Consider the following 22,999-nt stretch of genomic DNA (forward strand, 5'->3'; position numbering starts at 1 on the left):
CGATATCCATTTAGACCTTCCGGCTATTACCCTCATATCCAAATGGTAGAAATCAAAGTGCCATTAATCAGGAAGGCTTAAACACGCGTTTCTATACTCCAGCAGGAACAGTCTCCATCCGTGCTTTTTGGGGACGAGTGAAGACTCGACGAAGAGGCCTGCAATGGAGTGGCTGGGACTGCAATTGTTCGCCGAGCTGCCGGCGACCGGACAGATCGTCCTCGACTGCCGACACAACCCTTTTCTGGTGCTGCTTGCCTTCTCGGTGGCCAGCGCCGCCTGTTTCGCCACGCTGGACATGAGCGAACGGCAAAGCCACTGCGAAGACCGCTTCGCCCGCAGGCAATGGCGCGTGCTCGGTGCCTGCTGCCTGGCCGGTGGCATCTGGGCCATGCATTTCATCAGCATGCTGGCCTTCGAAGCCCCCTTGGAAATGCACTATGACGCCCCGCTGACCGGCCTTTCGCTGCTGATCGCCCTGCTGGCCTCCTGGCTGGCGATGAACAGCCTCAACCGCGGCGAAATGCACCTGCGCCACTACGTGCAGACCGCGCTGTTCATCGGCCTGGGAATCAGCGCCATGCACTACACCGGCATGGCCGCCCTGCAGACCAGTGCCCAGCAGCACTACCAGACCGGCCTGCTGCTGGCCTCCATCGGCATCGCCGTGGTCACCAGCCTGGGCGCACTGTTGCTGGCCCGCTACTTCCACGAAGGCAGTGGCACCCTGCACCTGCTGATGAAATACGGCGCGAGCCTGCTGATGGCCGGCGGCATCGTGCTCACCCATTTCACCGGCATGGCCGCGATGACCCTGGTCATCCCCCAGGAGACCGCTCTGCACCTGTCCTCCGGTGACAACAGCCTGCAACTGGCGCTGACCATCGCCTTCATCACCTTGCTGATCAGCGGCAGCAGCATCAGCGCGGCCCTCGCCGACAAGAAGCTGCAGAGCAAGGAGCACGACCTGCGTCGGGTCAACGTGCTGCTCAGCCAGCTCGACCAGGCTCGCGCCTCGCTCCAGCAAGCGGCGCACTACGACGCCCTGACCAACCTGGTCAACCGCCGTGGCTTCAACCAGGTATTCGCCGAGCGCCTGGCCGAACAGTCCGTCCATGACGGCATGCTGGCGGTGATGTTCCTCGACATCGACCACTTCAAGCGCATCAACGACAGCCTCGGCCATGCCGCCGGCGACGAGCTGCTCAAGGTAATCGCCGGCCATATCAAGGCGGCGACCCGCGGCCAGGACCTGGTGTCGCGCTTCGGTGGCGACGAGTTCTGCATCGTCACCAGCCTCAACAGCCGTGATGAAGCCCGACACCTGGCCCAACGCATCATGCAGCGGATGAAAGAGCCGATCGACCTGGCCGGCCGACGCATGGTGATGACCACCAGCATCGGCATCAGCATCTTCCCCGACGACGGCCAGAGCACCGAGGAACTACTCAAGAACGCCGACCTTGCGCTCTACCAGTCCAAAGGCTGCGGGCGCAACAGCCTGAACTTCTTCAACAATGGCCTGAAGACCCGTGCCACCCTCGAACTGCAACTGGAAGAAGAGCTGCGCGTGGCACTATTCGAGGAGCGCGGCCTGTGCGTGCATTACCAGCCGATCTTCGACCTGCACAGCGGGCAGGTCGCCAAGCTCGAAGCCCTGGTGCGCTGGCAGCATCCGCAACACGGGCTGCTCAGCCCTGAGCGCTTCATCGGCATCGCCGAGGCCAACGGTTTGATCGCCGAGCTGGACCTCTGGGTGCTCCAGCGCGCCTGCGAGGATCTGGCAAAGCTGAACCAGCACGGCTACGCCGAACTGAGGGTCACGGTGAACTGCTCGGCGCTCACCCTCGGCCGCGAGGAACTGGCCACGGAAGTGGAAATGGCGCTGTTCCAGGCCGGTCTGGCGCCACGCCAACTGGAGCTGGAGGTCACCGAAAATGCCCTGATGGGCGACATCCACCACACCATCAATCTGCTCAAGCGTATCCGGGCCATGGGCGTGGCCCTGTCGATCGACGATTTCGGCACCGGCTATTCATCGCTGGCCTACCTCAAGCGTCTGCCGCTGGATGTGCTGAAGATCGACCGTTCGTTCATCCAGGACGTGCCGGCCAGCCAGAAGGACCGCGAGATCGTCCAGGCGATCATCATGATGGCCCATACCCTGCACCTGAAAGTGGTCACCGAAGGTGTCGAGACCGCCGAGCAGCACAGCTTCCTCGCCAACCACGGCTGCGATTATCTGCAGGGCTACCTGCTCAGCCGCCCGGTGCCTCTGGCCGAGCTACGACCGATCCTCGACCGGCTCGATCGCCAGGACAACGATTTCAATCCTTGTTGCGATACAGCTCTACCAGGGTCGCCGGATCTTTTTGCAGATAACCCTGGCTACCGTGCAGGCGCATCAACTGCGCGGCGAGGCCACTGACGGGGGTGGCAGAGCCCTGCTCGCGGGAAAATTTCACTGCGCTATCGAGGTCCTTTAGCAGGGTGCGCACGTGCCACTTGATCGGTTCGAAGCGGCTCTCGGCCATTTGCGGGGCGAGAATCTGCAGGGGTCTGGAGTCGGCAAAACCGCCGGCCAAGGCTTCGGCGATCAGCCGTGCATCGACCCCTGACTGTTCGGCCAGCGCCACCACCTCGGCGATCACCAGGGCATTGCAGGCGACGATCATCTGGTTGCAGGCCTTGGTCACCTGCCCCGCGCCTACGCCCCCCATGTGCGTGACCCGTTGGCCGAGGGCCAGCAATACCGGCCGTGCCCGCTCCAGATCGTCCGCCTCGCCACCGACCATGATCGCCAGGGTCCCCGCCTCCGCGCCCGGCGTGCCGCCCGACACGGGCGCGTCGAGCCAGGCCATGCCGCACAGGGCCGCCAGCTCCGCGGCCATCTCCCGCGTGGCGGTGGGCTCGAGGCTGGAGAAGTCCACCAGCAACTGCCCGTTGCGTCCGCCACTGGCAATGCCCCGCTCACCGAACACCACCTCGCGCACCACCGCCGTGTCGGCCAGGCACAGCAACACCATGTCCGCCGCCTGGCACAGCTCGGCGGGGCTGCTGGCAAGGCGGGCACCGGCGGCGACCAGCTCGGCGCACTTGTCCGGGCTGCGGTTCCACACGGTCAGCGGGTAGCCGGCGGCCAACAGGCGACGGCACATCGGCAGGCCCATCAGGCCGATCCCGGCGAACCCCAGCGAAGGCAATGCAGTACTCATGTAGGACTCCAGATTAAAGAAGCGTGACAAACGGGCGATGCAGTGCGGGTGCGCGACAAAAACCCTAGAAGCACTAGGGGAAAACCCGATCGCGCAAGAAAAAGACGCACTGATAAAGTCGCGAGATTTTCCGTAATGGCCATATGACATGCGCCAGCGGAAAGCTACCAACACCAGGCAAATGGCGCACTATGACCTCTACGAACACTTCTGCCAACGCGGTCCCCGAGTCGTCGCTCATCCCCGCCGGGCTGACCGTCGGCAATGCTCGGGACCTTTCCGCCGCCCGCAGCATGCCGGCGCAGCAGTACCTGTACTTCACCGAGCAGGACATCCAGCGCATTCTCGACAATCTCGATGGCCTGCGTGACCTGGTGTTTCCAGCGAACCTGCATGTCGAGGACGAGGACCAGTTGCGCCTGGAACAGCAGTTCCCCTCGGTCTGCCTGATCGGCCTGGGCCGCTGTGGCTCGAACATCGCCCTGGATGTGGCGGAGCTGGTATACAACGCCCGCACTTTCTTCCTCAACGAGTTCAACAACGAGGACCGCATCAAGGGTGAGTCCGGCTACAGTCCGGCGCGCTGGATCCGCCAGAACCTGCGCCTGGTGCAGAACAAGGCCGCCAAGCCGGTGTTCCTGGTCGAGCCGCTGGTGATGCTCGGCGACCTCGACAAAGACATCGCCGGGCGTATCCGCTTCTCGCGCAAGGGCGAGCGCGGCGCCTTCCTGCGCGACTACAGCAAGATGAAGATCATGGACCTGTCCGAGGTGCATGCCGGCGGCGCCGGCAACGCGCCGATCCTCGGCCAGTACCTGGCCAAGATCATCCTCAACAAGGACACCCAGCGCTTCTCCAGCGCCGACTGGAAGCTGATCCACTCGTACCTGATCGACTCCTGTGGCATCAAGGCCAACCAGTCGCGCCTGTACTTCTATATCTTCAGCGCCGGCGGCGGCACCGGCTCGGGCATGGCCTCGGAATTCGGCCTGGCCCAGCAGTACTCGTACATGAACAAGACCTTCGACACCAAGCCGGCCGACGAGAACGACGGCAAGAGCGGGCATTCGTTCGTCTTCGAGCCGATCTTTACCAGCGGCATCTGCGTGCTGCCCAATGCCTCCGACCACCGCAGCGAAATGTCCGAGGCACTGCACATCAACGCCGGACGCCTACTGTGCAAGTACCTGTCGGAGGAATGGGACTTCTCGTACAACTTCGACAATGAAGACAGCAGCGAAGCCAGCGTCATGGGCCGGATCCGCCCGTGGAACGCGATGATGCTGATCTCCAACGACATCATGCGCTACGCCGAGGAGAGCGATGACGGCACGATCCAGAACATCGACGTCAATGCCATGGAGAAGCACGCCAACCAGTACATCTCCCAGCAGATCTTCAATATCCTTACCGCCCAGGCGGTGACCACCGACTACGACCAGAACTACTTCCGCCGTGCCGGCATCGACATCGGCGAGACCATCCGCCTGGACGCCAACGACCTGTTCATGAGCCTGGCCGGCCCCGTGGCCATCGCCTACGCCGAATCGGTGGTGCCGGAAGTGCCAGCGGCGGGGTCGGACAAGTTCAAGGTATTCGAGCGCGAGCAGCCGCGCCTGGACATCGACGATCTGTTCTTGCGCTCCATCGACCTGCCGCACTTCAACAAGCAGACCCAGGCCATCGAAGGCATCAGCCTGCTGCCGATCGAATCACGCCGCTACCGCGCGGCGCTCGAGCAATACAAGGCCTCGGGCTACGACGCCGCGGCCCTGCACGACCTGCATTTCTTCAAGAACTGTTCGTCGGTGGTGTCGATCGTGTCCCTGCCCAAGGACTACAAGCTGTCGTACATGGACTTGAACCGGCTCAAGACCCACCTCAACAGCCTGTTCCCCAACACCACGCTCAAGCGCTACGCCCTGGTTATCGGCGCCTCGGCCAACCTGTCGCTGACCACCCTGATCGCCAAGAGCCCGTGCCTGTCGGACGACTTCCTGACCCTGATCGTGGCGTTCATCAAGCGTTGCTTCGCGCGTACCCCGTACCGCTTCGACGACACCCTGGACAACGCCATCCTCGAATTCATCACCGGCGAGCACTTCGACGAGGCGCGCATCGACGAGCTGCTCAACGAGTTCGAGAATCCGGCGAAGATCCTCGATACCAACTGGTATGCGATCAAGCCGATGTACGAGAAGAAGTACCGCGAGCTGATCAACGACAAGAGCCGCTTCGTCTCGATCAACGACATCCGCCTGTCGCGCGAATGCGTGAAGAAGGCGGTGAAGTACCTGCGTGAGATCTTCCGCCACCGCATCGGCAAGACCCGGGTGATTTCGCTGAACAGCCATACCGGGCGCGTGGATTACTGAAAACCATCGCGGGGCAAGCCCGCTCCCACGAGGAGCCCTCGTGGGAGCGGGCTTGCCCCGCGATCATTTCGGCGGCTATTACGCATGCCGTAAACTGTTACCGCCCCGCCGAATCACCCCGCCACTGTTACCAACTTCCACCTTACGTGAGCGTCAACACGCACCGTATCGAGGCGTCTGCGCGTTTTCGCGCACTAAAAAAGCGCGCACTTATTCCGCTTTCTTCGCTTGAATCACGATGAACGGCGAAACCACCACCGCCCAGATCTCTGGATCGCGGGTTTGCAGGTCAAGCGCCTGCTCGGCGGAAACCGGCCCGACAGTGCCATCAGTACGCCACTTGGCGAAGATCTCGCTGCGATTCTCGGCCATCGCCTCGGCAACGGCGATCAGGTCAAGGCTGGGGTCGACCCAAATCAGGTCACCCTTGGCCCAGAAACGCTCCAAGGCTTTCCACTCGATGACAGCGGTCTCGCCGAGCAATTTGGCATAGAGGGTGCTTACTTGATCAGTCATGGGTTACCTGCGCAAAGCTCGTCCGAACGAAAATGGCCGATATTTTTGCAGAAAAACCTGGTTTCAAATACGTAATTTGGTCGATCAGGCCCGAACTTGTGGGGGCGGGCCAAGGATGCAGGCAAAGTGATGGCGCTTTTCTGTATCTTTCTGTCGATCACGCGACACCCTTGGAAACAGACGCTTTTCGCCCGCTTTTCAAGCGCTCGGACGGCGCTCTACACTGTACCGGTACAGTTCCGGGACATATTCCGGGGGAAGGCGGGGTTACGGCGTGGCGTAGCCAGGCCGCGAATCCCGCCCGGTCTGTAGCCCTGGCCTCAGGACTATAAGAATTACAACAGAATGAGTGGAGCACTATGATCAAGATTTCCAAGCTGTTTGCCGCGATGGTTCTGGCCGGAGTCGCCAGCCATTCGTTTGCCGCCGACACCATCAAGATCGGCATCGCCGGTCCCAAGACCGGGCCGGTGACCCAGTACGGCGACATGCAGTTCGTCGGCGCCAAACAGGCCATCAAGGACATCAACGCCAAGGGCGGCGTCGATGGCAAGATGCTCGAAGCCAAGGAATACGACGACGCGTGCGACCCTAAACAGGCCGTGGCCGTCGCCAACAAAGTGGTCAACGATGGCGTCAAGTACGTGATCGGCCACCTGTGCTCCAGCTCCACCCAGCCTGCGTCCGACATCTACGAGGACGAAGGCGTGATCATGATCACCCCCGCCGCCACCTCGCCGGAAATCACCGCCCGTGGCTACAAGATGGTCTTCCGCACCATCGGCCTGGACAGCGCCCAGGGCCCGGCCGCCGGCAACTACATCGCCGACCACGTCAAACCGAAGGTCGTCGCCGTCCTGCACGACAAGCAGCAGTACGGTGAAGGCATCGCCACCGCGGTCAAGCAGACCCTCGAGAAGAAAGGCACCAAGGTCGCCGTCTTCGAAGGCCTGAACGCCGGTGACAAGGACTTCTCCTCGATCATCCAGAAGCTCAAGCAGAACAACGTCGACTTCGTCTACTACGGCGGCTACCACCCGGAGCTGGGCCTGATCCTGCGCCAGGCGCAAGAGAAGGGCCTGAAAGCCAAGTTCATGGGCCCGGAAGGCGTGGGTAACGACTCCATCTCGCAGATCGCCCAGGGCGCTTCCGAAGGCCTGCTGGTCACCCTGCCGAAGTCGTTCGACGCCGACCCTGCGAACAAGGCCATCGTCGACGCCATCAAGGCCGACGGCAAGGACCCGAGTGGTCCGTTCGTGTTCCCGGCCTACTCGGCTGTCCAGCTGATCGCCGACGGCATCAAGGCCGCCAAGTCCGAAGACGCCGACAAGGTGGCTGCCGCCATCCACGCCGGTACCTTCAAGACCCCGACCGGCGACCTGTCCTACGACGAGAAAGGCGACCTGAAGGACTTCAAGTTCGTCGTCTACGAATGGCACTTCGGCAAGCCGAAGACCGAAGTCTCCCCTCAGTAACTGCGTGACTAATAGCTGACCGAGAAGCCCACTGTGCGAGCAGTGGGCTTTGTTTTACGAGGTTCTATGGACCTGATTCCCGCGATCCGGGAGTCGGTTCACCTGAAAATCTTAAAACCGTCACCCGCGGTTTCCTGGCAGTGCCCGCAAAAGATCACGTGGCGAAGACCGCGAGAACATGGGCCGGGGCCATCCCCCACCAGTGAAATGCAAATCAGGTTTTTAGGAGCGCTGTAATGCCTGAGATCTACCACTTCCTACAACAACTGGTTAACGGATTGACCATCGGCAGTACCTACGCGCTGATCGCCATCGGTTACACGATGGTGTACGGCATCATCGGCATGATCAACTTCGCCCATGGCGAGGTGTACATGATCGGTTCCTACGTGGCCTTCATCGCCCTCGCCGGGCTGGCCATGATGGGCATCCACTCGTTGCCGATCCTGATGACCGTGGCCTTTGTCGCCACGATCTGCGTCACCAGTGCCTACGGCTACAGCATCGAACGGGTCGCCTACCGGCCGCTGCGCAACAGCAACCGGCTGATCCCGCTGATCTCCGCCATCGGCATGTCGATCTTCCTGCAGAACACCGTCCTGCTCTCGCAGGACTCGAAGGACAAGTCCATCCCCAACCTGATCCCCGGCAGCTTCTCGTTCGGCCCGGGCGGCGCTGAGGAAGTACTGGTCTCGTACATGCAGATCCTGGTGTTCGTGGTGACCCTCGTCGCCATGACCTGCCTGACCCTGTTCATCTCCCGTTCCCGCCTGGGCCGCGCCTGCCGCGCCTGCGCCGAGGACATCAAGATGGCCAACCTGCTGGGCATCAACACCAACAACATCATCGCCCTGACCTTCGTCATCGGCGCCGCGCTGGCGGCGGTGGCGGCCGTGCTGCTGAGCATGCAGTACGGGGTGATCAACCCCAACGCCGGTTTCCTGGTGGGCCTGAAGGCCTTCACCGCGGCGGTACTGGGCGGCATCGGCAGCATCCCGGGCGCCATGCTCGGCGGGCTGGTGCTGGGCGTGGCCGAAGCGTTCGGCGCCGACATCTTCGGCGACCAGTACAAGGACGTGGTGGCATTCGGTCTTTTGGTTCTTGTCCTGCTGTTCCGGCCGACCGGCATCCTGGGCCGCCCGGAGGTTGAAAAAGTATGAACAGAAATCTCAAACAGGCGTTCTTCAGCGCCTTGCTGGTCTGGGCCGTGGCCTTCCCGGTGCTGGGCCTGAAACTCAGCATCGACGGCATCAGCCTGATCGTGCACAGCCAGGGCTCGTTCACCATCAGCATCATCGCCGCATGCTCGGTGCTGATGTTCCTGCGCGTATTGTTCGACAAGCAGTGGAGCGCGGTGATGGGCCGCCGCTCGGAGCGCAAGCTGGTACCGCCTTCGGTGACCAACTTCCTCACCCTGCCGAAGACCCAGCGCTGGGTCATCATGGGGCTGATCGTGGCGGCGCTGATCTGGCCGTTCTTCGGTTCGCGCGGCGCGGTCGACATCGCCACGCTGATCCTGATCTACGTGTTGCTGGGCCTGGGCCTGAACATCGTGGTCGGCCTGGCGGGCCTGCTCGACCTGGGTTACGTCGGTTTCTACGCCGTCGGCGCCTACAGCTACGCGATGCTCTCGCACTACCTGGGCTGGAGCTTCTGGGTGTGCCTGCCGATCGCCGGCCTGATGGCCGCCACCTTCGGTTTCCTGCTCGGTTTCCCGGTGCTGCGCCTGCGCGGCGACTACCTGGCGATCGTGACCCTGGGCTTCGGCGAGATCATTCGCCTGTTCCTGCGCAACCTCACCGACTGGACCGGCGGCCCCAACGGCATCAGCAACATCCCCAAGCCTGAGTTCTTCGGCCTGACCTTCGAACGTAAAGCTGCCGAAGGGATGCAGACCTTCCACGAGTTCTTCGGGCTGGAATACAACTCGATCAACAAGGTGATCTTCCTCTACCTGGTGGCCCTGCTGCTGGCACTGCTGGCGCTGTTCGTCATCAACCGCCTGCTGCGCATGCCGATCGGGCGTGCCTGGGAAGCGCTGCGTGAAGACGAGATCGCCTGCCGCGCGCTGGGCCTGAACCCCACCGTGATCAAGCTCTCGGCGTTCACCCTGGGCGCCTGCTTCGCCGGTTTCGCCGGCAGCTTCTTCGCCGCCCGCCAGGGTCTGGTGACACCGGAGTCGTTCACCTTCATCGAGTCGGCGATCATCCTCGCCATCGTCGTGCTGGGTGGCATGGGTTCGCAGCTGGGCGTGATTCTCGCGGCCGTGGTGATGATCCTGCTGCCGGAGATGATGCGTGAGTTCAGCGAATACCGGATGCTGATGTTCGGTGCGCTGATGGTGTTGATGATGATCTGGCGTCCGCAGGGCCTGCTGCCCATGCAACGTCCGCACATGGAGCTGCCTCGATGAGCCGCGAAATTCTGCAAGTCAGCGGCCTGAGCATGCGCTTCGGCGGCTTGTTGGCGGTCAACGGCGTGGGCCTGACCGTCAAGGAAAAACAGGTGGTGGCATTGATCGGCCCGAACGGCGCCGGCAAGACCACCGTGTTCAACTGCCTCACCGGCTTCTACAAGCCCAGCGGCGGCACCATCCTGCTCGACGGCCAGCCGATCCAGGGCCTGGCCGGCCATCAGATCGCCCGCAAGGGCGTGGTACGGACCTTCCAGAACGTGCGCCTGTTCAAGGAAATGACCGCGCTGGAAAACTTGCTGATCGCCCAGCACCGCCACCTGAACACCAACTTCTTCGCCGGCCTGTTCAAGACCCCGAGCTTCCGCCGCAGCGAGAAGGAGGCCATGGAGCGCGCGCAGTACTGGCTGGAGAAGGTCAACCTGACCGAGTTCGCCAACCGTACCGCCGGCACCCTCGCCTACGGCCAGCAACGGCGCCTGGAAATCGCCCGCTGCATGATGACCCAACCGCGGATCATCATGCTCGACGAACCGGCCGCCGGCCTCAACCCCAAGGAGACCGAGGACCTCAAGGCCCTCATCGCCTACCTGCGCGAATCCCACAACGTAACCGTGCTGCTGATCGAGCACGACATGAAGCTGGTGATGAGCATTTCCGACCACATCGTGGTGATCAACCAGGGCACGCCCCTGGCCGATGGCACGCCGGAAGAGATTCGCGGCAACCCTGATGTGATCAAGGCCTACCTGGGGGAGGCGTAAATGCTGAAGTTCGAGAACGTTTCCACCTTCTACGGCAAGATCCAGGCGCTGCACAGCGTCAACGTGGAGATCAACCAGGGCGAGATCGTCACCCTGATCGGCGCCAACGGTGCCGGCAAGTCGACCCTGCTGATGACCCTCTGCGGCTCGCCCCAGGCAAGCAGCGGCAGCATCAAGTACCTGGGCGAGGAGCTGGTCGGCCAGCCGTCCTCGCACATCATGCGCAAGAGCATCGCGGTGGTGCCGGAAGGCCGTCGCGTGTTCTCGCGCCTGACCGTCGAGGAAAACCTGGCCATGGGCGGTTTCTTCACCGACAAGGGCGACTACCAGGAACAGCTGGACAAGGTCCTGCAGCTGTTCCCGCGCCTGAAGGAGCGCTACATCCAGCGTGGCGGCACCATGTCCGGCGGCGAGCAGCAGATGTTGGCGATCGGCCGGGCGCTGATGAGCAAGCCCAAGCTGCTGCTGCTCGACGAGCCGTCGCTGGGTCTGGCGCCGATCATCATCCAGCAGATCTTCGACATCATCGAACAGCTGCGCCGCGATGGCGTGACCGTGTTCCTGGTGGAGCAGAATGCCAACCAGGCGCTGAAGATCGCCGACCGCGCGTATGTGCTGGAAAACGGCAAGGTGGTGATGCAGGGCACCGGTGAAGCGTTGCTGACCGACCCGAAGGTACGCGACGCGTATCTGGGGGGGTGAATGATCAAAGGGCCTTCGCAAGGCCCTTTTTTCTGCCTGCAAGGAATATATCGCCTATGCCGGCCTCTTCGCGGGTAAACCCGCTCCCACAGGTACATCACTGCATACAAGGGTGGTGGTGAACCTGTGGGAGCGGGTTTACCCGCGAAAGGGCCGACACACGGCCCACTTGTGATCAGCGCCCAGCCTGGGTACCGTGGCCCGTTATTGTGCAAAGTCTCCCGGAGCCCGCCCCATGCGCCTCACCCCTTCCCTGCTGCTCACCGCCTTGCTGCCCCTGTTCGCCGGCTGCCAGATGCTGGCCGAAAAACCAGCCGATCCGAACTTCGGCACCACCCGCATGCAGGGCGAACTGAGCGCGGCCGGCGGACACTTGCTGTTCAAACCCTGCAGCGAAAGCCGTCGCTTCATCGTCAACGACGTGGCGGCCACCGGCATCCTGCAAGAGGCGGCAACCCTTGCCGAAGATGCCGGCGACAAGCTGTTCGCCGACGTCCGCGGCCGCCTGACTGGCAGCAAGCAGGCCAGCACCGATGGCCAGCTCGACGTGACCCGCCTGTACCGCCTCGAGTCCTCCGAATACAGCGGCTGCGAAGACCCCAACTTCAAGCAGCTGACCCTGCGTGCTGGCGGCCATGAGCCAGACTGGGACATCAAGGCCAGCGGCAAGGGCATGGTGCTCAACCGCGTCGGCCAGGACCCACTGCCACTGCCCTACCTGGAAGAGGAAATCCCCGGCGGCGGCCTGAGCCTGTCCAGCGAAGCCAACGGCCAGCGCGTCGAGCTGTGGGTCGCGCCGCAGCGCTGCGTCGACGGCGCCACCGGTGCCATCCGCCACCTCAAGGCTGAGCTGCGCATCGACGGCAAGACCCTGCAAGGCTGCGCCTACTACGGCGGCGCCCGCGACCTCTGATCGCCAGGCGCTTTTATCCTGCCAGTCGGGGCGGCTAACAGCTTATACTTGGCGGTTTGTGTAAAGCCGCCGGCCGCCCCATGGCCGGGATACTGGACCCTGCCATGCTACGAATCACCGAACTGAAGCTGCCCCTGGACCACTCCGACGACGAGCTGCGCGCCGCCATCGTCCAGCGCCTGGGCATCAGCGATGAGCAACTGCTCGGTTTCACCCTGTTCAAGCGCAGCTACGACGCGCGCAAGAAGAACAGCGAAATGCTGTTCATCTACACCATCGATCTCGAAACCAGCAACGAAGACGAACTGCTGCGCCGCTTCGAGGACGACGGCAAGATCAGCGTCGCCCCGGATGTCAGCTACAAGTTCGTGGGGCAGGCACCGGCCGATCTGCGCGAGCGCCCAATCGTGGTCGGCTTCGGCCCCTGCGGCATCTTCGCAGGGTTGCTGCTGGCACAAATGGGCTTCAAGCCGATCGTGCTCGAGCGCGGCAAGGAAGTGCGCCAGCGCACCAAGGACACCTGGGGCCTGTGGCGCAAGAGCGTGCTCAACCCTGAATCCAACGTGCAGTTCGGCGAAGGCGGTGCCGGCACCTTCTCCGACGGCAAGCTGTACAGCCAGATCAAGGACCCGCACCACCACGGCCGCAAGGTACTGGAAGAGTTCGTCAAGGCCGGCGCGCCGGACGAGATCCTCTACATCAACAAGCCGCACATCGGCACCTTCCGCCTGACCAGCATGGTCGAGAAGATGCGCGAAGAGATCATCGCCCTGGGCGGCGAAGTGCGCTTCGAGCAAAAGGTCAGCGATCTGCTTGTCGATGGCGAACAGCTCACCGGCGTGGTGCTCGGCAGCGGCGAGCAGCTGCAATCGCGGCATGTGGTGCTGGCCCTGGGGCACAGCGCCCGCGACACCTTCCGCATGCTCCACGCCAAGGGCGTGTTCATGGAGGCCAAGCCATTCTCGGTCGGTTTCCGCATCGAGCACCCACAGTCGCTGATCGACAAGGCGCGCCTGGGCAAGTACGCCGGTCACCCGAAACTCGGCGCCGCCGACTACAAGCTGGTGCACCACGCCAAGAACGGCCGCTCGGTGTACAGCTTCTGCATGTGTCCCGGCGGCACCGTGGTCGCCGCCACCAGCGAGCCGGGCCGCGTGGTCACCAACGGCATGAGCCAGTACTCGCGCAACGAGCGCAACGCCAACTCCGGGATCGTCGTCGGCATCGACCCCGAGCGCGACTACCCGGGTGGCCCGCTGGCCGGCATCGAGCTGCAGGAGCGCCTGGAGGCCCATGCCTATGTGATGGGTGGCAGCAACTACCAGGCACCCGCGCAACTGGTCGGCGACTTCGTTGCGGGGCGCCCTTCCACCGCGCTGGGCAGCGTCGAGCCATCCTACAAGCCGGGGGTCACCCTGGGTGACCTGGCACCGAGCCTGCCGGACTTCGCCATCGAGGCTATCCGTGAGGCGCTGCCGGCCTTCGACCGCCAGATCAAGGGCTACAACCTGCACGATGCGGTGCTGACCGGGATCGAGACCCGCACCTCGTCGCCGCTGCGCATCACCCGTGACGCCAGCTTCCAGAGCCTCAACCTCAAGGGCCTGTTCCCGGCGGGAGAAGGTGCGGGCTATGCTGGCGGCATTCTTTCGGCCGGCGTGGATGGCATCCGTATCGCCGAAGCGGTAGCGAAGGACATGCTCGGCCTGTAAGCCTTTTCGCGGGGCAAGCCCGCTCCCACAATCGTGGGAGCGGGCTTGCCCCGCGATAGCGCAGGTACAGGCAAAAGAAAACCCCGAACAGGCCAGGCCCGTTCGGGGTTTCTTTTGTACGGCGATCAGTGAGTGACGCGGCTGGTGCCATCGACAGTCATGATGCGCACGCGCTCGCCGACACGGAAGATCTCGTTCTGCTGCACTTGCTGCACGTAGGCACGCATGCTGCCGTCGTCTTCACGCACGGTGATCTCGACGCCCTGGGTGCGGGTCAGACCCTCTTCGGCGGCGGAACCTGCCAGGCCACCGGCCACGGCACCGATCACCGCGGCGACGATGCTGCCACGGCCACCACCGACGGCGCTGCCGGCGACACCACCGACAATGGCGCCGGCGCCACCGCCGATCGGCGTCTTGGTGCCTTCGATCTTCACCGGACGCAGGGATTCGATGGTGCCCATGCGCACGGTCTGCACGCGGCGAGCCTCATCACGGGAGTAGCTGTCGCCGGTCAGCGACGACTGGCAGCCGCCCAGCAGCAGCGACACGGTGGTGAAGCTGGCCAGCAGCAAAGCGGATTTACGCATGGGGTCAATCTCCATAAGACAGGTGTCCATTAGACTCCGCACCTTGACAAGTGTCACGGCGCATTCGTTATAAAATTGTTTTCATTCAGCCCTGGTACAGCCAATGCCGACTGCCTGGCGGGCTTTCACGTGAGACCAAGGATAGCCATGGATTACTTCATCGTCGTCGTGGTGACTATCGCCGGCCTGTATTTTCACGGGTGGCTGTATGTGCGCATGCGTCGCTGGATGGACCGGGACCTGGCGCTGTCACTGGCCGGTGAGGATCCGGCGAAGCGCGATTTCATGCTCAAGGCGCTGGAGCGGGCACGGGGGGAGAAGGTGCGGCGCAAGGAGTTGGCGGCGTGGCTGGAGCGGGAAGCGGCAGGTTATCGGTAATGCTGGGGCTGCTTTGCAGCCCATCGCGACACAAGGCCGCTCCTACAGGGGTCACGCGGTTCCTGTAGGAGCGGCCTTGTGTCGCGATGGGCCGCGAAGCGGCCCCGGATATCAGGGCGCCAGGCGCTCGCGCAACCACTGGCCATCGACCAGCCGGTAGTTCAGGCGGTCATGCAAGCGACTGGCCCGCCCCTGCCAGAACTCGACACGCTCCGGCACCAGGCGATAACCGCCCCAGTGCTCAGGGCAATGGGGTTGCGTATCGGAAAAGCGCGCCTCGGTGGCCTTGACCAGCCCCTCCAGTTCCTCACGGTCGGCAATCACCCGGCTCTGCGGCGACGCCCAGGCCCCCAGCCGGCTGCCCAGCGGACGAACCTGGTAGTAGTCGTCCGACTCCTTGGCCGTGACCTTTTCCACCCGTCCCTCGATACGCACCTGGCGCTCCAGCGCCGGCCAGAAGAAGGTCATCGCGGCGAAGGGATTGGCCGCGATGTGCTGGCCCTTGGCGCTTTCGTAGTTGGTGAAGAAGGTGAACCCGCGCGCATCGAGGGCCTTGAGCAACAGCACCCGGCAATGCGGGCGACCATCGGCATCGACGGTCGCCAGGGTCATGGCGTTGGCTTCCACCGGCAGCTGCTCGGTCTTCACCGCGTCAGCGAACCATTGGTGGAACAGCGCGAACGGCTCTCCCGGGGCCTGGGCTTCGGCCAGGCCATCACGGGTGTAGTCGCGGCGCATATCGGCCAGGGATTGGGTCATGACTGCGTTTCCTTGACGATCAGTTGGTCTTCGCAGGGCTGTTGGCGGCGACTTTCTTGTCGGTGCTGGTCTTCTTCGCGGCCGGCTTGGCCGCTGCGGGTTTTTTCTTCGCGGCGGCGGTGGCCTTGGCCGGGGCCTTGGCTTTGGCGGCCGGTTTCTTCGCGGCCGGCTTGGCGGCGGCCTTGGCGGCTGGCTTGGCCGCTGGAGCCTTGACGTCCTGGGTGGCTACCATCGGCGTCGGAACCGGCGCCGGTGCCGCCTGCTGGTACTTGGCCAGCAACGCGATCATGGTGTTCTGCGGGGTCAGCAGCAGCTCGACACGGCGGTTCAAGGCGCGACCCTCGGCGCTGTCGTTGGCGGCACGTGGCATCACCGAGCCCATGCCCTTGAGCATCAGCCGGTCACGCTGCAGGCCACTGAGACGGAAAATGGCCGACACCGAGGCGGCACGCTCGAGGCTGAGTTTCTGGTTGGCGGCGGTGGCACCGCTGCTGTCGGCATGGCCGAGGACCAGCACGGCGGTCTTGGTGTCGGTCTCGACGACCTTGGCGACCTGGGTGATCGGGCCGAGGGTCACCGGCAGCAGCATGTTCGGACGATCCGGGTTGTAGGAGCTGTCCACCGGAATGGTCACCGCCAGTACATCCTCGCGGCGCTCCAGCTCGAACTTGCTGCCCTTGATGGCTTCGCGCACCTTGGGTTCGTACTGGTCGAGCCAGGCCTGGGTGGCCTTCTGGTCGATCTTCGGCACCGCCGCGACCTTGTCCTTCTTCTCGTCCGTGCCGAACGGCCACCACCAGCGGCTGCTGCTCTCGGACTTGGCGTCGGCCTTGGCGACGCTCTCGACGACGGCCTCCTTCACCTCCTGATCGGCAACCTTGTCCGAACCGAATGGCCACCAGTTCAGACCGGCGTCCTTGGAGCCATCCTGCGAGTGGCTGGCGCAACCGGTCATGGCCAGGCACAGGGCGAGTGCTAAGGTTTTATGTGAAGACATCAGCGATACACCATGAAATAGAAAGAAATTTTGCCCATACGCGTCAGGCGTTGGCATTGAGGATAGTCAAAGGGTCCGGGCAATACCCGCGTTACCCGATCAAAGGCAACTGCCAAGGACTCGCACCAGTTTCTGTGCGCGCGGATCCATCAGCACGTAGGGGCCAAGGGTATTGGTGACGAAGCCGAAGGCCACGTCATGCTCGGGGTCGGCGAAGCCGACCGAGCCTCCCGCGCCGGGATGGCCGAATGCCCGGCTTCCCAGACCGAAGGTGGCATTGGCCACTTGTGGCTGGTCGAGCATGCAGCCCAGGCCGAAGCGGGTCTGGGTCAGCAGCGTGCGATCCTGGCCGAGGCTGTGCTCGCGGGTCAGCTCGTCGAGCAGTTCGGATTCGAGCAGGCTGCCATCCAGCAGGCCGGCATAGAAACCCGCCAGGCTGCGGGCGTTGCCGTGGCCATTGGCCGCCGGCTGCTGCATGCGCCGCCATTCGGGCTTGTTAGTGCTGGTGAGGATCGCCGGTGGGTTGGTGAAGGCTCGGGTGGACAAGGCCTCGGGCTCGCGCATCGTGACCTGCAGCAGGCGCTGGGCCGCGGCATCGCCGGGATTGCCCTTGCCACGGGCGATGTGCGCCACGCGATGGAATTCTTCGTCGGCCAGGCCGACATGGAAATCCAGCCCCAATGGCCGGGCGGTGCGGGCCACGATCGACTCTCCCGGGCCACGCCCATCGGCGCGACGGATCAGCTCACCGATCAGCCAGCCATAGGTGATCGCCGCATAGCCATGTTCGCTGCCGGGTGTCCACCAGGGCGCCTCGGCGGCCAGGGCATCGACCATGGCCTGCCAGTCGTACAGCGCCTCGGCCGGCAGCAGTTCACGGATGGCCGGCAGGCCGGCGCGGTGGCTGAGCAACTGGCGCAGGGTGACCTGCTCCTTGCCGGCCTGGGCGAATTCGGGCCAGTAGCGCGCAACCGGGGCATCGAGGGCCAGCTTGCCCTCGCCCACCAGTTGCAGGGCGGTAACGGCGGTGAAGGTCTTGGTGCAGGAGAACAGGTTGGCGATGGTATCGCTGTGCCAGGCTTCGCGCCCATCCTTGTCGGCGCTGCCGGCCCACAGATCGACCACGGCTTGCCCGCCGACCTGGATGCACAGCGCCGCGCCACGCTCCTGGGGATCCTCGAACAGCGCGGCGAAGGCATCGCGCACCGCCTCGAACTTCAGCTCATAGTGACCCTGGATCTGCACCCGACTACCTCTCTGCACGGCCTGCTTTGCAAAAGCGTGCATTGTTCCAGTAGTTGGTCGATTTGCCTACTGAATATGGCTGGGTGGTTACCACCATCACGGCGCCGGCTTCTCCAGCTGGGCACGCAATTGGCCGAGCAGCTGCAGGTTGCTGCGGCGCACCGCCTCGACGAATCCTGCATAGGGCACATCAGTGATGGCCACCAGCCCCAGGTGCCCGTTCTCGCCATCGAGCAGCCGACCGCTGGCCGGCTGGTCGAGGTACTGGAACCAGTGCGCGCCAACGATCGTCGGCTGGGCCAGGGCGGCCTTGAGGAAGCGGGCATAGGCAGGACCACGATCCTCCTCGCGCGCCACTTCCAGCGGGCCGGGCCAGAACGGGCCGCGGTCACGGGAGCCGAACTGGAATTCCGAGACCAACACCGGCTTGTCCAGCTCGGCCAACCTGGCGAAGTCGTAGCCATCCTCAGGCTTGAGGGTGTAGAAGTTGAAGCTCAGCACATCGCAGAATTGGGCACAGGCCTTGACCGCCTCGGGCGTGCTGAGCGCATAGCGCCCGCCCAGCAGCAGATGGTTGGGCGCGTGCCATTTCAATGCATCGGAGATGGTCTTGAAGTAGGTTTCGGCGAACACCTGCTGGAAATACTGGTAGTCGCGTTCGATCTCCGGATGCTCAGGGTTGGGCAATGGCGCCTCGAACCCAGGATCCTCCATCAGCTCCCAGGCCGTCAGCTCGATGCCCCAGGCCTTGGACAGCCCTTCCTGGTTGCGGTACTTGTCGCGCAGCTGTTTGAGAAAAGCGCGCTTGGCTGGCACATCGGTGGTCAGGCGCAGGGTGCCGTAGGCCAGGCCGTAGCGTGCCTTGGGATCATCGCCGGGCGCGGCCCAGGCCAGTTCGTTGTCGGCGAAGTAGCCGATCAACCAAGGGTCGTCGCGATGATCACGGGCGGCGATGGCCACGGCACGTTCGGTGGCCATGGCAAAACGCGGGTCGAACGGGTCGGGCATGCGGCCCCACCAGTCCATGCCGGTGCTGATGCTGGCGTAGTCGCCGACGATCGACAGTGGCAGGGTGTACGGCAGGCGCTTGGCCTGGCCGAGCGTTGGATCGCTCCAGTTGCCGAGGGTATTGAAGCCCCAGGCCTGCAAACGGTCGAGGCTGTGGCCTTGCCAGCGCTGCGCGTCCAGCGCCAGTGGCGGGCAGGTCGGTGTCCCGTCGACCTCGGCACAGGGCGCGCCATAGGTACGCTGAAGGTTGGCGGCATAGAAGTCGAACCAGCGTCCCTGCTTGTAGTTGCGCCCCTTGGAAGAGGCATTGCCGTCATCGTTATTGCCTTCGCCGTAATAAGCGTTCAATGCATCCTGTTGGCCCGGCAGGGCATCGAACATGCTTTCGCGGCCAGCGACATAAGTACGCCCACCGTCAGCGGCGACGGCATTCACCCCGAGCGAGTAGAACGGGTGTCCGTCAGGCGTCACCAGGTACCAGCGGCCTTCTCGCTTTTCGGTGCGGAAGAAGCCTTTGGCCTCGAACGCCGGCCCTGCAAGCAAGCCTCCATAGGTGTCCAGCTTCAGCTTGTCGCGTTCAGCTTGCCAGACCTTGAGTTGCGCTTGCTCGCGGGTATCGGCGGCCTTGAGCTGGTCGTCACTGACGATTCGCTCGGGCCAGCGACCACGGGTGGACTGGCCGTAGCCATCGATCAGCCCGCTGTAGGCGGCGTTGAGGGCCTGGTCGTCATCCTGCAGGCCGACTTTCTCGATCAGCAGGCTCTGCGCCACCTTGGGGCTGGGGATCGAAAGGCTGACGGACGTGATCTGCGCCAGGTCGGCAGCCCCTTCGCTGCTGGTCAGCAACAGGCGCTGTCCCTCGAAGGTCCAGGGCATCGGCGGCCCGGCGCGCATGCCCTGGCTCAATGGCGAGCTGGCCTTGAGCGGAATCATCACGGTCTGCGCAGGCCCCGCCGGCAGGTCAATACGGCTGGTGAGCGTGCGCCCGTCACTGCTTTGCACCACCACATCGACGGTCAAGGCCCAGTCCATGCCGCTCTGCAGGCGCAAGGTCAGCGCCTGACCGGCGGACCAGTCCCACGCCCCGCTCTGCGGCGCGAGGCGCAGGGTCGGTCGAGCCACCGGATTGAATACCACCCTGCGCAGGACCTCGCCTTCGGCTGTCTGTTCCGCGTTGTACTGCGGCAGGCTGGCGTCCTGAGTGACCACGCTCACCACCGAAGCCGGGCGCACGAAGCTGAACAGCGTCTGTTGCCCGGCCAGCAAGGGCGCGCTGAACAACAGGGAGAACATGACAGGCAGGGTACGGCGGATCATAGGGCGGTAGCTCTCCTTCGGAGCCCGTCATGGGCTCGCGATCGAGTAATGGACAACGGGTCGGGCGTCTTGCTCCGGCAGTCAGCCGATTTCCCGCCGGAAGGGGGGTAGTGCGTTGAGAATAGCCTTGCCGTAGCGTTGAGTGACCAGGCGCCGGTCGAGCAAGGTGATGATGCCGCGATCCTGCTCGGTCCGCAGCAGGCGGCCACAGGCCTGGATCAGACGCAGCGAGGCATCGGGCACGGCGATCTCCATGAACGGGTTGCCGCCTCGGGCTTCGATCCACTCGGCCAGCGCGGCCTCGACCGGATCGTCCGGCACCGCGAAGGGGATCTTGGCGATCACCACGTGTTCGCAATAGGCACCTGGCAGGTCGACCCCCTCGGCAAAGCTGGCGAGGCCGAACAGCACGCTGTGCTGGCCGTCATCGACCCGTGCCTTGTGCTTGTTCAGGGTTTCCTGCTTGGACAGGTTGCCCTGGATGAGCACCAGCTTGCGCCAGTCGCGGTCCAGGCCGTCGAACACGTCCTGCATCTGCTTGCGCGAGGAGAACAACACCAGCGCGCCACGGGCCTCTTCGACGATGCTCGGCAGTTCACGGATGATCGCCGCAGTGTGCGCCGTCGCATCCCGCGGATCAGCACCCAGGTCGGGGACCCGCAACAGGCCGGCATCGCCATGCACGAACGGGCTGGGCACCACGCAGGTGACGGCGTCGCGCGGCAACCCCGAGCGCATGCGGAAGCGATCGAACTTGCCCAGGGCGGTGAGCGTCGCCGAGGTCACCAGGGCGCCGTGGGCGACGTTCCACAGGCTCTTGCGCAGCATCTCGGCGGCAAGAATGGGGCTGGCGTTGACTTCGATGTCGAACAGCGCACCGCTCTCGGCCAGGGTCAGCCAGCGCGCCATGGGCGGGTTGTCTTCGGGATCTTCGGCGGTAAAGGCGGTCCATAGCTCCCAGTTGCCCTGGGCACGGGTCACCAGGCTGCCAAACAACGGGTACCATTCCTCAGCCTGGTGGCTGGCGATGCCGATATTGTTCTCGCCGTCCATGCCTTCCTTGAGCAGGTCGGCCAGGCGGGTGAACAGGTCGTTGAGACGGGCGAAGCCTTTCTTGAGCTCGATGCCGACTTCGCGGATCTGCTCCGGCACCACGCCGCCCTCGAAGCGGTAGCGCGGACGGTCACGACCTTCCATATCCTCGCCGACGCGAAAATCCGCCACCTGCTCGCACAGGGTGAACATGAACTGTTGCTGGGTACGGACCTCCCGCGCCAGTTCCGGGACCTGCTCGATGTAACGCCCCAGGTCGCCGGGCAGCGGATGCTGGGCCAGCAGCTTGGTCAGGTTCTTGGCCGTCTGCTCCAGCCAGTCGGCGGTGGAGCGCAGGCGCGAATAGTGGGCGAAATGGCCGATGGCCTTGTCCGGCAGGTGGTGGCCTTCGTCGAACACGTACATCGTCTCGCGCGGGTCGGGCAGCACGGCACCGCCGCCCAGGGCGAGGTCGGCCAGGACCATGTCATGGTTGGTGACGATCACGTCGACCTTGCCCATGCCCTCGCGCGCCTTGTAGAAGACGCATTGCTGGAAATTCGGGCAATGCCTGCCGGTGCACTGGCTGTGGTCAGTGGTCAGGCGCGCCCAGTCCTGGTCTTCGATGCTTTCGGACCAGCTGTCGCGATCGCCATCCCAGCGGTTGCCGGCGAGCTTCTCGATCATGCTGTTGAACAGCTTCTGGCTGCGCTCGTCCACCTCGATGCGAAAGCCCTCTTCCTCGAACAGCTGGGCGGTGGCCGACTGGGCGTGGCCTTCCTGCAGCAGGATGTCGAGCTTGGACAGGCACAGGTAGCGGCCACGCCCCTTGGCCAGGGCGAAGCTGAAGTTGAGCCCGCTGTTGCGCATCAGGTCGGGCAGGTCCTTGAAGACGATCTGCTCCTGCAGCGCCACGGTCGCGGTGGCGATCACCAGGCGCTTGCCGGCGGCCTTGGCGGCGGGAATCGCGGCCAGGCTGTAGGCGACGGTCTTGCCGGTACCGGTACCGGCCTCGACCGCCACCACGGCAGGCTCGCCGGCACGGCGACCTTCGTCGTCGCAGGCGATGTCGCCGAGCACCTTGGCCACTTCGGCGATCATCAGGCGCTGGCCATAGCGTGGCTTGAGGCTTTTGGCTTCGAGGAAACGCGAATAGGCGCCCTGGATAGTGGCTTTGAGTTCGTTGCTGATCATGGTCTGCGGGCGCCCGGAGGGCTGGATATATTTTCAGTGTTTCGCATGGGCCGGCTATCATACCCCGCTATTGCCCTTTGTGCCGCATGGAGATCCGGATGCTCGCCTTTGCCCTGCCCTACACCTTGCATGTCCTGGCCGCCCTCGTCTGGGTCGGCGGGATGTTCTTCGCCTGGCTGATCCTGCGCCCGGCCGCGGTCGCCGCGCTGGAAGGGCCTGCGCGGCTGCGGTTGTGGGTGGAGGTTTTCCAGCGGTTCTTCAGATGGGTCTGGCTGGCGGTGGTGGTACTGGCCGTCAGCGGGGTCGGGATGATTCACCTGCGGTTTGCCGGGTTCGAAACAGCGCCCCGTTACGTGCAAGTGATGATTGGCGGGGGGATCGTCATGTTTGCGTT

The 22,999-nt window shown here is 63.9% G+C and carries 19 protein-coding genes; 11 read left to right on the forward strand and 8 right to left on the reverse strand.

Translation table 11 applies throughout. From position 1 onward, the window contains the following. Window positions 1-163 precede the first annotated feature (163 nt). Window positions 164-2,428: an EAL domain-containing protein gene (locus tag N5D48_RS20090; protein WP_279887464.1), complete on the forward strand. Its 2,265-nt coding sequence runs from the start codon at window positions 164-166 to the stop codon at window positions 2,426-2,428. On the opposite strand, the gene N5D48_RS20095 is transcribed toward N5D48_RS20090, so the two are convergent. Continuing rightward, window positions 2,328-3,215 (reverse strand): NAD(P)-dependent oxidoreductase, encoded by an 888-nt coding sequence (locus N5D48_RS20095; protein WP_279887466.1) that lies wholly within the window; start codon window positions 3,213-3,215, stop codon window positions 2,328-2,330. The genes N5D48_RS20090 and N5D48_RS20095 overlap by 101 nt on opposite strands. A gap of 191 nt (window positions 3,216-3,406) precedes the next feature. Here N5D48_RS20095 and N5D48_RS20100 point away from each other — a divergent pair, with 191 nt between their 5' ends. Then, window positions 3,407-5,590: a hypothetical protein gene (locus N5D48_RS20100; protein WP_279887468.1), complete on the forward strand. Its 2,184-nt coding sequence runs from the start codon at window positions 3,407-3,409 to the stop codon at window positions 5,588-5,590. A gap of 210 nt (window positions 5,591-5,800) precedes the next feature. Here N5D48_RS20100 and N5D48_RS20105 read toward each other — a convergent pair whose 3' ends face one another. After that, entirely contained in the window at window positions 5,801-6,106 is a 306-nt protein-coding gene (locus N5D48_RS20105; protein WP_279887469.1) for a DUF2288 domain-containing protein, read from the reverse strand. Window positions 6,107-6,465: 359 nt separating this feature from the next. Here N5D48_RS20105 and N5D48_RS20110 point away from each other — a divergent pair, with 359 nt between their 5' ends. From N5D48_RS20110 to N5D48_RS20140, 7 genes are all read left to right on the forward strand, one after another. After that, window positions 6,466-7,581 carry a branched-chain amino acid ABC transporter substrate-binding protein gene (locus N5D48_RS20110; RefSeq protein ID WP_279887470.1) on the forward strand — a complete coding sequence of 372 codons (1,116 nt, stop codon included), beginning with the start codon at window positions 6,466-6,468 and terminating at the stop codon, window positions 7,579-7,581. A 236-nt stretch (window positions 7,582-7,817) separates the two neighbouring features. Next, window positions 7,818-8,741 (forward strand): high-affinity branched-chain amino acid ABC transporter permease LivH, encoded by a 924-nt coding sequence (gene livH / locus N5D48_RS20115; RefSeq protein ID WP_046854487.1) that lies wholly within the window; start codon window positions 7,818-7,820, stop codon window positions 8,739-8,741. Beyond that, window positions 8,738-9,994: a high-affinity branched-chain amino acid ABC transporter permease LivM gene (locus N5D48_RS20120; RefSeq protein WP_279887471.1), complete on the forward strand. Its 1,257-nt coding sequence runs from the start codon at window positions 8,738-8,740 to the stop codon at window positions 9,992-9,994. Before livH ends, N5D48_RS20120 begins: the two co-directional genes overlap by 4 nt. Continuing rightward, complete coding sequence (livG, locus tag N5D48_RS20125; protein WP_084856089.1) at window positions 9,991-10,758, forward strand: high-affinity branched-chain amino acid ABC transporter ATP-binding protein LivG; 768 nt, start codon at window positions 9,991-9,993, stop codon at window positions 10,756-10,758. Before N5D48_RS20120 ends, livG begins: the two co-directional genes overlap by 4 nt. Continuing rightward, the gene (locus tag N5D48_RS20130; protein WP_028692122.1) at window positions 10,759-11,460 is read left to right on the forward strand and encodes an ATP-binding cassette domain-containing protein; all 702 of its coding nucleotides are present in this window, start codon (window positions 10,759-10,761) and stop codon (window positions 11,458-11,460) included. A 235-nt stretch (window positions 11,461-11,695) separates the two neighbouring features. After that, window positions 11,696-12,373 carry a hypothetical protein gene (locus tag N5D48_RS20135; protein ID WP_279887472.1) on the forward strand — a complete coding sequence of 226 codons (678 nt, stop codon included), beginning with the start codon at window positions 11,696-11,698 and terminating at the stop codon, window positions 12,371-12,373. A 104-nt stretch (window positions 12,374-12,477) separates the two neighbouring features. Next, window positions 12,478-14,085 carry an NAD(P)/FAD-dependent oxidoreductase gene (locus tag N5D48_RS20140; RefSeq protein ID WP_279887473.1) on the forward strand — a complete coding sequence of 536 codons (1,608 nt, stop codon included), beginning with the start codon at window positions 12,478-12,480 and terminating at the stop codon, window positions 14,083-14,085. A 125-nt stretch (window positions 14,086-14,210) separates the two neighbouring features. On the opposite strand, the gene N5D48_RS20145 is transcribed toward N5D48_RS20140, so the two are convergent. Further along, window positions 14,211-14,675 (reverse strand): glycine zipper 2TM domain-containing protein, encoded by a 465-nt coding sequence (locus N5D48_RS20145; RefSeq protein WP_023632818.1) that lies wholly within the window; start codon window positions 14,673-14,675, stop codon window positions 14,211-14,213. A 147-nt stretch (window positions 14,676-14,822) separates the two neighbouring features. On the opposite strand from N5D48_RS20145, the gene N5D48_RS20150 reads away from it, so the two are divergent. After that, on the forward strand, window positions 14,823-15,053 hold the full coding sequence (locus N5D48_RS20150) for a hypothetical protein (RefSeq protein WP_279887475.1): 231 nt from the start codon (window positions 14,823-14,825) through the stop codon (window positions 15,051-15,053). A 111-nt stretch (window positions 15,054-15,164) separates the two neighbouring features. Here the strand turns inward: N5D48_RS20150 and pdxH are convergent, their stop codons facing one another. The 5 genes from pdxH to dinG all read right to left on the reverse strand — a co-directional run bounded on the left by pdxH (window position 15,165) and on the right by dinG (window position 22,605). Further along, the gene (pdxH, locus tag N5D48_RS20155; RefSeq protein WP_279887477.1) at window positions 15,165-15,812 is read right to left on the reverse strand and encodes a pyridoxamine 5'-phosphate oxidase; all 648 of its coding nucleotides are present in this window, start codon (window positions 15,810-15,812) and stop codon (window positions 15,165-15,167) included. 19 nt (window positions 15,813-15,831) lie between these two features. After that, window positions 15,832-16,809: an OmpA family protein gene (locus N5D48_RS20160; protein WP_279887479.1), complete on the reverse strand. Its 978-nt coding sequence runs from the start codon at window positions 16,807-16,809 to the stop codon at window positions 15,832-15,834. Between the two features lie 99 nt (window positions 16,810-16,908). Then, complete coding sequence (locus N5D48_RS20165; protein WP_279887486.1) at window positions 16,909-18,054, reverse strand: serine hydrolase; 1,146 nt, start codon at window positions 18,052-18,054, stop codon at window positions 16,909-16,911. 96 nt (window positions 18,055-18,150) lie between these two features. Next, entirely contained in the window at window positions 18,151-20,379 is a 2,229-nt protein-coding gene (locus tag N5D48_RS20170) for a beta-galactosidase (RefSeq protein ID WP_279887481.1), read from the reverse strand. Window positions 20,380-20,460: 81 nt separating this feature from the next. Continuing rightward, on the reverse strand, window positions 20,461-22,605 hold the full coding sequence (dinG, locus tag N5D48_RS20175; protein WP_279887483.1) for an ATP-dependent DNA helicase DinG: 2,145 nt from the start codon (window positions 22,603-22,605) through the stop codon (window positions 20,461-20,463). A gap of 98 nt (window positions 22,606-22,703) precedes the next feature. Here dinG and N5D48_RS20180 point away from each other — a divergent pair. Continuing rightward, the coding region (locus N5D48_RS20180; RefSeq protein ID WP_279887484.1) for a CopD family protein at window positions 22,704-22,999 on the forward strand (296 nt) is incomplete at its 3' end.

Origin of the sequence: Pseudomonas sp. GD03858 (assembly GCF_029840925.1) — a bacterium.
In the GTDB taxonomy this organism is placed as follows: domain Bacteria; phylum Pseudomonadota; class Gammaproteobacteria; order Pseudomonadales; family Pseudomonadaceae; genus Aquipseudomonas.